The sequence below is a fragment of the Candidatus Pantoea gossypiicola genome, assembly GCF_008632075.1.
Lineage (GTDB): Bacteria > Pseudomonadota > Gammaproteobacteria > Enterobacterales > Enterobacteriaceae > Pantoea > Pantoea gossypiicola.
Genome location: NZ_VWVM01000010.1, coordinates 158688 through 167070, shown reverse-complemented (window position 1 = coordinate 167070; position 8383 = coordinate 158688). Strand labels below are relative to the sequence as shown.

Here is an 8383-nt window from a genome sequence, read left to right as displayed (position 1 = left end):
GGGAACAGACGGTTATCAGCCGGTTGCTGATAAGCGTGAAAGAATCGGTGGAGCGGTAGTTCAGTTGGTTAGAATACCTGCCTGTCACGCAGGGGGTCGCGGGTTCGAGCCCCGTCCGTTCCGCCACTTAATTGGAAAGCCCTGACTTAACGGTCAGGGATTTTTCCATTTCAGCAAATTCATGGCGGATAAAATATCCGCGCTGATTATCTTCGATCTCCAGGATCAGACGGTAGCAACAGACCCCGAGAAGGCCTGCTCTTATAGACCTCACGTACGCCACGGCTGCTCAGCTGTCCACTCACTGAGAAAATCGATAAAAGCCCGCACACGCTGGCTTACGCCGATATCGCTGTAGTAGACCGCATTGAAGGGCATCTCGACCGGCAGACGCTGATCGGCCAGTACTTCCACCAGTGATCCTTCCGCGACCTCACGATCAATCATATAGTCCGACAGACACGCAATCCCATTGCCGGTAAGACAGAGCTGCTTAATTGTCTCTCCGCTATTCGAAGAGATAGCCCAGTCAATGTCATAGAGTTCGCCGCTTTCACGTGCAATGGGCCAGCGATTGAGCCTCGGGGATTCTTCGAAGCCAAGACAATGATGGTTATCCAGATCGGTCACCTTTTGTGGTACCCCATGCTCACGGAGATAGGCAGGAGAGGCGACAACCTTGCGAAAACTGTTGAACAGCAATCTGGCGCGTAGTGTTGAGTCCGTGAGATTGCCGGCACGAATCGCAATATCCACTTTCCGTTCAATCAGATTGATAAAACTCTCTGAGGAGATCAACGAAAGAGTCACCCCGGGATAGCGCTGGCGAAAGGGCTTAACCATTGGCATCAGCAAATGCAGAATAACCGGTGTCGCGGCATCAACGCGCAGTAACCCTTTAGGCTCCTGTAGGCTTTCCATTAAATCGCTTTCTGCGGTAGTCATCTCCTGCAAAAAACGCTGAACATGGCGGAAATAGCGTTCGCCTTCCTGCGTCAGTGCCAGCTGTCGCGTGGTTCGGGTTAGCAGAGCAATGCCCAGCTTGTTTTCCAGTTTTTTTATGGTTCTGCTAACGGCAGAATTCGCCATCTGCAACTGCTCAGCAGCGCGGCTGAAACTTCCACTCTCTACTACACTGACAAACACTTTGAGTTCGTCAGAAGATGCCTTCATTCTTCCTCCCTGTCATGTCGTAGATATTTAGCTATTTTATGAACGATTATACTGGCCTAACCCGTACAGGCGTCCTCAATGATGACACCGTTGATGTGGTTAGGTTCTGCCTCGTTTAGCTTAGCGAGCTTAAAGTAACTCCTTTATTCTGGAAAAGCGTGATGAATTCTGACATTCACCTGCATCCATTGAAACGCCGGTCTAGAATCCCTATAACAGACAGGTGTTAACTGTATTTTGAATTATCAGCCAGGCGGGAAAGTGCGCAAAAAAACTTATGCAATGCGATATGTAGCAGGACAACCAGTGGAGCAGATCTTTCCACCTGGCGCGATGCTCCATCTCGGCCAGGCACTGCCACCCGGCGCACCGTTGCCCGCGCATCCAAATCTTAAAGTTCTGGTATGGAATATCTTCAAGCAACAGCGTGCAGACTGGATGTCAGTGCTGGAAGGATTTGGTAAGGATGCGCATCTGGTGTTACTGCAGGAAGCGCAGACCACACCTGAACTGGTGCAGTTTGCCACCAGTAATTATCTGGCTGCCGATCAGGTGCCTGCCTTTGTGCTGCCTCAGCATCCCTCTGGCGTGATGACCCTCGCCTCTGCCCATCCTGTCTATTGTTGCCCCTTACGCGAGCGTGAGCCTCTGCTGAGGCTGTCAAAATCAGCGCTGGTTACGGCCTATCCTCTGCCAGCGGGAGAAATGCTGATGGTGGTTAACATCCATGCGGTTAACTTCAGTCTGGGTGTGGACGTCTACAGTAAACAGCTGGGGCCTATCGGCGAGCAGATCATGCATCATCAGGGACCGGTAATCATGGCAGGGGATTTCAATGCCTGGAGCCGTCAGCGCATCAATGCGCTCTACCGGTTTGCACAGCGGATGAAGCTGGAAGAGGTGATGTTTACGGCCGATCACCGCCGCAAAGCATTTGGTCGCCCGCTGGATTTCGTCTTCTATCGCGATCTCAGAGTGAGCGAGGCATCCGTACTGGTGACGCGCGCTTCCGATCATAACCCCTTACTGGTGGAGTTCAGTTCAGGCGGCTAATCCTGCGCCGGGCCGGGGAGGTATGTTGGTGTGAGGCCTGAATAGCGGCAGATGAATAAATGAAAAAGGCTGACAAATGTCAGCCTTTTCAACGTATCAGGTATCCGGTGTTGCGTTATTATTCACAAACAGCGTTAAGTTATCGCCGGGTTGAATATCTTTCGCACTGTCCAGCACACTGTTCCAGCGCATCACGTCTTTGATATTGACGCCGTGATGACGGGCAATACTGTCAAGAGAATCACCCTTACGAACACGGTAGGTGATGCTGTTGCCGTTATCAGCCAGTCGGGTACCGTTCGAACCGATGGTCAGTGTCTGACCCGGTCGGATATCAGCACCGCGCAGGTTGTTTTCCTGCTTCAGTGTCGAGACGCTAACGCCAAGTTTAGCGGCGATACCAGAAAGCGTATCACCCCGTCGCACTTTGTACCCGCCACTCGCGCTGGCTTTCGCAAGCTGCACAGGCTGTACCGCTGCGATGTCACCTGAGGCCAGTGAGTTACGCAATTTCGCGACGTTCGACTTTGGCACCATAATATAGTGCGGGCCGTTTGGCGCTGTTGCACCGCCTTTGTAGCCGGTATTGAAGCTCTTCAGTTTCGTGAGCGACATACCTGCCATTTCGGCAGCCTGCGTCAGCTGTATCTGCTGACCCACTTCCACTCGTGCCAGAGCACGACTTTCATTGGGTGTCGGCAGTTTGATACCGTAACGCTTGTTATTTTTAAGCAGTTCACTCAGCGCTAACATTTTAGGCACATACACGGTCGTTTCGCGTGGCAGCGATAAATGCCAGAAGTCAGTCGGCTTACCGCGCGCCTTATTCTGTTTAATCGCTTTGAGCACCCGTCCTTCACCACTGTTGTAGGCAGCGATGGTCAGTAACCAGTCACCGTCAAACATGGTATTAAGACGCTGCATCATATCCAGCGCAACTTTCGTGGATGCGACAACATCACGTCGCCCATCGTAATACTGGTTTTGTTTTAAACCATAGTTTCGACCTGTAGCTGCAACAATCTGCCAGATACCAGCGGCATTGGCGGATGAGGTTGCGCGAGGGTCAAAAGCGCTCTCCACTATGGGTAGCAGTACCAGTTCCATCGGCATTTTACGTTTCTGTATCTGCTCGACTATCCAGTACATGTACGGCTCTGCCCGTAATGTTACATCGTGGAGATAGCTCTTATTTTTTAAAAATTTACTTTTTTGTTCGCGGATTGCCGGGTTTTCCGGAATCCCCATCTTCAACTCGTCACTAATGAAACTCCAGAGATCTGCGTCTGCTGCGAGGCCAGTTCCATCTTCCTGCCATCGCGGCGACAAAAACTCGTCTCCGTACTTTCCATTTTCACCTTGACCAGCTGAAGACAGACTCTGTGCATGCTGTTCGGGGATATTGGCATCGTTCCTGGACGCCTGACATCCTACCAGCAAGACTGAGGCGAGTAAGATCGCTTTAGCCTTCATGTGTGTGTCAATAGTTCGCTTAAAAGACGAGCAACTATACGTGACGACTTTTCACAACACAACCCGAAAAATCAAAAAACGTCTTTCTTCTCGCGTAGAACGGCAAATGTCCGCCATACTGGTTCATCAGTAATATTAACGTTTAATGCCCTTTTCAAATCAATGTCTTGCGTACGAAGAAATAAATTTATTGACCGTTCGTGCGCCAGTTTTGTTGGCAAAGTAATGCCATTTTCGGCGCGTAAGTCCTTAATTTTCTGGTATTCGGCTGTTATTTGCGGGTCATGGGGCAGAATAGCCGCAGCAAACTTCAGATTGGATAAAGTATATTCATGTGCGCAACAGACTAACGTCTCACCCGGGAGCTGGTTAAGCTTTTGAAAGGAATCATACATCTGCTCTGGGGTGCCTTCGAAAAGGCGTCCGCAGCCGCCTGAAAAGAGAGTGTCGCCACAGAAAAGATAAGGTGAGCTGTAATATGAGATATGTCCTAAAGTGTGACCAGGTGTATGGATCACTTCAAAGGTCAGGCCCAGTACGGTGACTTTATCCCCTTCGCTGACTATCGTTCTGGCCCCTTTCGCTTCGGTTTCCTGAGGACCGTAAACCTCCAGGTGAGGAAAATGTTCACATAATGTTTTCACGCCGCCCGTATGGTCGTTATGGTGGTGAGTCAACAGAATGGCGACTGGCTGCCAGCCGTTTGACGCCATTTTTTCTAACACTGGCTGAGCTTCGCCGGGGTCGACGATCAGGCAGTTACCCTCATCATCATTCAGCGTCCAGATGTAATTGTCCTGCAACGCAGGAATACTGGTAAGATTCATCATCACCTCTCGCAGGTCGTAGGAAAAGGAAGAGCGTAAAGCATGAAGCCCGCTAAATCACGCCAGGTTCTGAACGCACCGCTGTCCTGGCGCAATATGCCGTGGGGAGATTATTTCCGCGACGCGCTAACGCAGCAGCTTCAGCCCTACCTCGGAAAGCTTTATGGCTTTCATATGCTTAAGCTTGGCAACCTCAGCGCAGAAATCAACACTGAAAACTGTGCTATTTCACATCAGGTCAATGTGGGCAGTGAAGGCGAGCTGTTACAGGTGCGGGCTGATCCGATGCAGTTGCCGTTTGAGTCGAAGTCGATTGATGCCTGTCTGCTGGCCCATACGCTCGCCTGGAGTCAGGATCCTCACCGGGTTTTACGCGAAGTGGACAGGGTGTTAATCGATGATGGCTGGATGATCATCAGCGGCTTCAATCCTTTCAGCCTGCTTGGTGTGAGTAAAATGGTACCGGGATTAACCCGTAAAGCCCCCTGGAGCGGGCGGATGTTCAGCCAGATGCGATTGCTCGACTGGCTGGGACTACTGAATTATGAGGTGGTCTACCGCACCCGATTTCAGGTGCTGCCATGGCATCAGCAGGGCGGGAAACTGATCAGCGCCCACTTACCGGCGCTGGGATGTCTGAATATTGTAGTGGCGCGCAAGCGAACCTTCCCGCTGCTGCCGACCCGGGCAAAGAAGAGCCTGAGCACCAGCAAGATCCGCCAGACGGTCAATGCCACGCGTCAGTTTCGCAAGGCAGAGGATCAGGACTCGGCTTTATAACCGATATCCTCAAAGGCAGGATTTTCCGCCGCGCTGCGGGCCAGCACGTCGCAGCGCTCGTTTTCCGGGTGTCCGGCATGCCCTTTAACCCACTCCCACTGAATCTTATGGGTGCTGAGGGCTAAGTCGAGACGCTGCCAGAGATCGACATTCTTCACCGGCTTTTTATCGGCGGTTTTCCAGCCACGCTTTTTCCAGTTGTGGATCCAGCTGGTAATGCCCTGACGCACATACTGACTGTCGGTGCTGAGCACCACATCGCACGGCTGGGTCAGCGCTTCAAGCGAGACAATCGCCGCCATCAGCTCCATCCGGTTGTTAGTGGTAAGGCGATAGCCCGCGCTGAAGGTTTTCTCATGCTGACCGTAGCGTAAAATCGCCCCGTAACCGCCGGGACCGGGATTTCCAAGACAGGATCCATCGGTGAATATCTCTACCTGTTTGCGCATCTCTGGTAGACTTCCTCTCAAAAGCGCCAAGTCTGACATAAAACGGGTCTTATGAGCACTGTAAATAACCGCCAGATCGTTCTCGATACTGAAACCACCGGCATGAATGTGATCGGGGTACATTATGAGGGGCACCGCATCATTGAGATTGGTGCGGTGGAGGTGATTAACCGTCGCCTGACCGGTAACAATTTCCATATGTATCTCAAGCCCGATCGGCTGGTCGATCCCGAAGCCTTTGGCGTACACGGTATTGCCGATGAGTTCCTGGCCGACAAGCCCGCCTTCAGCGAAATAGCCGATGAGTTTCTCGACTACATTCGCGGTGCCGAATTAGTCATTCATAACGCGCCGTTTGATATCGGCTTTATGGACTATGAATTTTCAAAGCTGAACCGTGGCATTGAGAAAACTGAAACCTTCTGCAAAATTACCGACAGCCTGGCACTGGCGCGTCGTATGTTCCCCGGCAAGCGTAACAGCCTGGATGCGCTCTGCTCACGTTACGAAATAGACAACACCAAACGAACCCTGCACGGCGCACTGCTCGATGCCGAAATTCTGGCAGACGTGTTCCTGACTATGACCGGCGGGCAGACCTCACTCTCCTTTTTATCGGAGAGTGAAAGCGCCCGTCAGGCGCAGGGAGAGAGCATTCAGCGCATCGTGCGTCCCGCTTCTGCACTACGTGTGGTGACGGCCAGCGAAGAAGAGGTTGTTGCTCATGAGTCCCGTCTGGATCTGGTGATGAAAAAAGGCGGCAGCTGCCTGTGGCGCGGCTGAAGGGCCTGTTTTTGTGGATAAAATCAGCGCCAAGCTGAAAAAAACAGCAAACGATTCATTCACCTGGAAAAAGCGTTGACGCCGTAACGGCCTGCCATTACTATGCGCCTCGTTCCCGACGGGGAACAAAGCGCGGAGCGGTAGTTCAGTTGGTTAGAATACCTGCCTGTCACGCAGGGGGTCGCGGGTTCGAGCCCCGTCCGTTCCGCCAATCTCTTTAAAAAAGCCGATTCAGAAATGAATCGGCTTTTTGCTGTCTGCTATTCAGCGGCGGCTTGCTTCTTCTGCGCCATTCCCTCGCTATGCCAGCAGGTCACATCCTCCGCCTCACGATCTTCACGGGCGATAAAGCGATAGCAGCCTGCCGCCAGACCGGCACCAATAAACCAGCTGAAGTTCGCCACCTGATGCAGGGAAGGGATAAAGCTAATCACCAGGCAAATTGCCACCGACGGCAGCAGCGCGCCAATCGCTTTGGGGTTAAAGCCACCGCGATACCAGTAACGGCCTGCTGGCGTATCGTTAAACAGATCGTCGACCGAGATGCGTCCACGTTTGATCAGATAGAAATCGGTCAGCAGAATCCCGAACAGCGGCCCGATAAAGGAGCCCAGCACATCCAGCGTGTAATGAATCAGCTCAGGCGACTGGAACAGGTTCCACGGCGTTAACAGCACGGAACCCACGGCGGCGATCATGCCACCGGTGCGGAAGCTGATTTTCTGCGGTGAACAGTTGGAGAAGTCAAAAGCAGGTGAAACGAAGTTCGCCACGATATTGATGCCGATGGTGGCAGTAATCATGGTCAGCAGGCCAATCGCCACGGCCAGATCGTTGCCGACCATGCTCACGGTTTCGATGGGATCGGTAATCATTTTGCCAAACAGCGACTGCGTACCTGACACAATTACCACCGTCACCACAGAGAACAGCAGGAAGTTGAACGGCAGGCCCCAGCGGTTGCCACGACGGATCTCTGACATGCTTTTGCCGTAGCGAGAGAAATCACCAAAATTCAGTAGCGGCCCGGAGAAGTAGGAGACCACCAGCGCCGTGGCCGTAATCATCTGCCACGTCTGCTCGCCTGCGGTCAGTGATTTGCTGGCAAGGGTAAAGGAGATCCCATCGAAGCCGGTCTTGTATACAATCCAGCCCGCCAGAGCCACCATCACCACATAGACCGCCGGACCTGCAACGTCGATAAAACGTTTAATCGCGTTCATGCCGTGCCAGAACACCATCGCCTGCAGTAACCACATCACCCCGAAGCAGCACCAGCCCAGCAGCGACAGGCCCAGCCAGTGCGGCACGGTCATTGACGTCAGCGACGGCGCGAACTTCAGCAGCACCAGCATCAGGGCATTCGCCGCCAGATAAGTCTGGATGCCATACCACGCGAACGCGATCAGCCCGCGGATTACTGCCGGAATATTGGCACCAAACACGCCAAACGCCTGACGGCAAATCACCGCATAAGGTACGCCTGCCATCTGGCTCGGTTTCGCCACCAGATTCGCACAGAGCTGCACGATGCAGATCCCGGCCAGCAGGCAGAGCAGCACCTGCCAGCTGGCTAATCCCAGCGTGAAGAAGCTGGCGGCCACCACATAGCCGCCCATGCTGTGAACATCGGACATCCAGAAAGAGAAAATGTTGTACCACGACCAGTTCTGATCGCGTGTCGGTGCCAGGTCGTCGTTACAGAGCCGTGGGCTGTAACGGGCACTGGCTTCAGAGGCCGTGCTGACCACCGTTGATTGATTTGGCATGAAACCTGCTCCTTTACCCGAGAGTGAAATGAATAATCTGGTAAAACGGTATTGCAGGATTCAGGCCAGAACTCTT

The 8383-nt window shown here is 52.8% G+C and carries 8 protein-coding genes and 2 tRNA genes; 5 read left to right on the top strand and 5 right to left on the bottom strand.

From position 1 onward, the window contains the following. The first annotated feature begins 49 nt into the window (after positions 1-49). Positions 50-126 (top strand) — tRNA-Asp (locus F3I20_RS14645). Positions 127-270: 144 nt separating this feature from the next. Here F3I20_RS14645 and yafC read toward each other — a convergent pair. Beyond that, positions 271-1173 carry a DNA-binding transcriptional regulator YafC gene (gene yafC / locus F3I20_RS14640; protein ID WP_150012948.1) on the bottom strand — a complete coding sequence of 301 codons (903 nt, stop codon included), beginning with the start codon at positions 1171-1173 and terminating at the stop codon, positions 271-273. 261 nt (positions 1174-1434) lie between these two features. Here yafC and F3I20_RS14635 point away from each other — a divergent pair, with 261 nt between their 5' ends. Continuing rightward, on the top strand, positions 1435-2226 hold the full coding sequence (locus F3I20_RS14635; protein WP_033732016.1) for an endonuclease/exonuclease/phosphatase family protein: 792 nt from the start codon (positions 1435-1437) through the stop codon (positions 2224-2226). Between the two features lie 96 nt (positions 2227-2322). Here the strand turns inward: F3I20_RS14635 and mltD are convergent, their stop codons facing one another. Both mltD and gloB read right to left on the bottom strand, forming a co-directional pair. Beyond that, positions 2323-3699 carry a murein transglycosylase D gene (mltD, locus tag F3I20_RS14630; protein WP_013356866.1) on the bottom strand — a complete coding sequence of 459 codons (1377 nt, stop codon included), beginning with the start codon at positions 3697-3699 and terminating at the stop codon, positions 2323-2325. 71 nt (positions 3700-3770) lie between these two features. Then, positions 3771-4526, bottom strand: a complete 756-nt coding sequence (gene gloB / locus F3I20_RS14625) for a hydroxyacylglutathione hydrolase (RefSeq protein WP_150013179.1) — start codon at positions 4524-4526, stop codon at positions 3771-3773. Positions 4527-4568: 42 nt separating this feature from the next. Here gloB and F3I20_RS14620 point away from each other — a divergent pair, with 42 nt between their 5' ends. After that, entirely contained in the window at positions 4569-5306 is a 738-nt protein-coding gene (locus F3I20_RS14620; RefSeq protein WP_150012952.1) for a class I SAM-dependent methyltransferase, read from the top strand. On the opposite strand, the gene rnhA is transcribed toward F3I20_RS14620, so the two are convergent. Beyond that, complete coding sequence (gene rnhA / locus F3I20_RS14615) at positions 5288-5755, bottom strand: ribonuclease HI (RefSeq protein WP_150012954.1); 468 nt, start codon at positions 5753-5755, stop codon at positions 5288-5290. The genes F3I20_RS14620 and rnhA overlap by 19 nt on opposite strands. A 51-nt stretch (positions 5756-5806) precedes the next feature. Between rnhA and dnaQ the strand changes: the two genes are divergently transcribed. Both dnaQ and F3I20_RS14605 read left to right on the top strand, forming a co-directional pair. Then, positions 5807-6538, top strand: coding sequence for a DNA polymerase III subunit epsilon (dnaQ, locus tag F3I20_RS14610; RefSeq protein WP_150012956.1), 732 nt, complete (start codon positions 5807-5809; stop codon positions 6536-6538). A 134-nt stretch (positions 6539-6672) separates the two neighbouring features. Further along, positions 6673-6749: transfer RNA gene (locus F3I20_RS14605), tRNA-Asp, on the top strand. Between the two features lie 49 nt (positions 6750-6798). Here the strand turns inward: F3I20_RS14605 and F3I20_RS14600 are convergent. Next, on the bottom strand, positions 6799-8307 hold the full coding sequence (locus tag F3I20_RS14600) for an NCS1 family nucleobase:cation symporter-1 (RefSeq protein WP_150012958.1): 1509 nt from the start codon (positions 8305-8307) through the stop codon (positions 6799-6801). Positions 8308-8383: the final 76 nt, after the last annotated feature.

What these genes read in the sequence shown, in the direction of transcription:
- yafC (WP_150012948.1), bottom strand. Translation starts at nt 1,173, where the DNA reads ATGAAGGCATCTTCTGACGAACTCAAAGTGTTTGTCAGTGTAGTAGAG.
- mltD (WP_013356866.1), bottom strand. Translation starts at nt 3,699, where the DNA reads ATGAAGGCTAAAGCGATCTTACTCGCCTCAGTCTTGCTGGTAGGATGT.
- gloB (WP_150013179.1), bottom strand. Translation starts at nt 4,526, where the DNA reads ATGAATCTTACCAGTATTCCTGCGTTGCAGGACAATTACATCTGGACG.
- F3I20_RS14620 (WP_150012952.1), top strand. Translation starts at nt 4,569, where the DNA reads ATGAAGCCCGCTAAATCACGCCAGGTTCTGAACGCACCGCTGTCCTGG.
- rnhA (WP_150012954.1), bottom strand. Translation starts at nt 5,755, where the DNA reads ATGCGCAAACAGGTAGAGATATTCACCGATGGATCCTGTCTTGGAAAT.
- dnaQ (WP_150012956.1), top strand. Translation starts at nt 5,807, where the DNA reads ATGAGCACTGTAAATAACCGCCAGATCGTTCTCGATACTGAAACCACC.
- F3I20_RS14600 (WP_150012958.1), bottom strand. Translation starts at nt 8,307, where the DNA reads ATGCCAAATCAATCAACGGTGGTCAGCACGGCCTCTGAAGCCAGTGCC.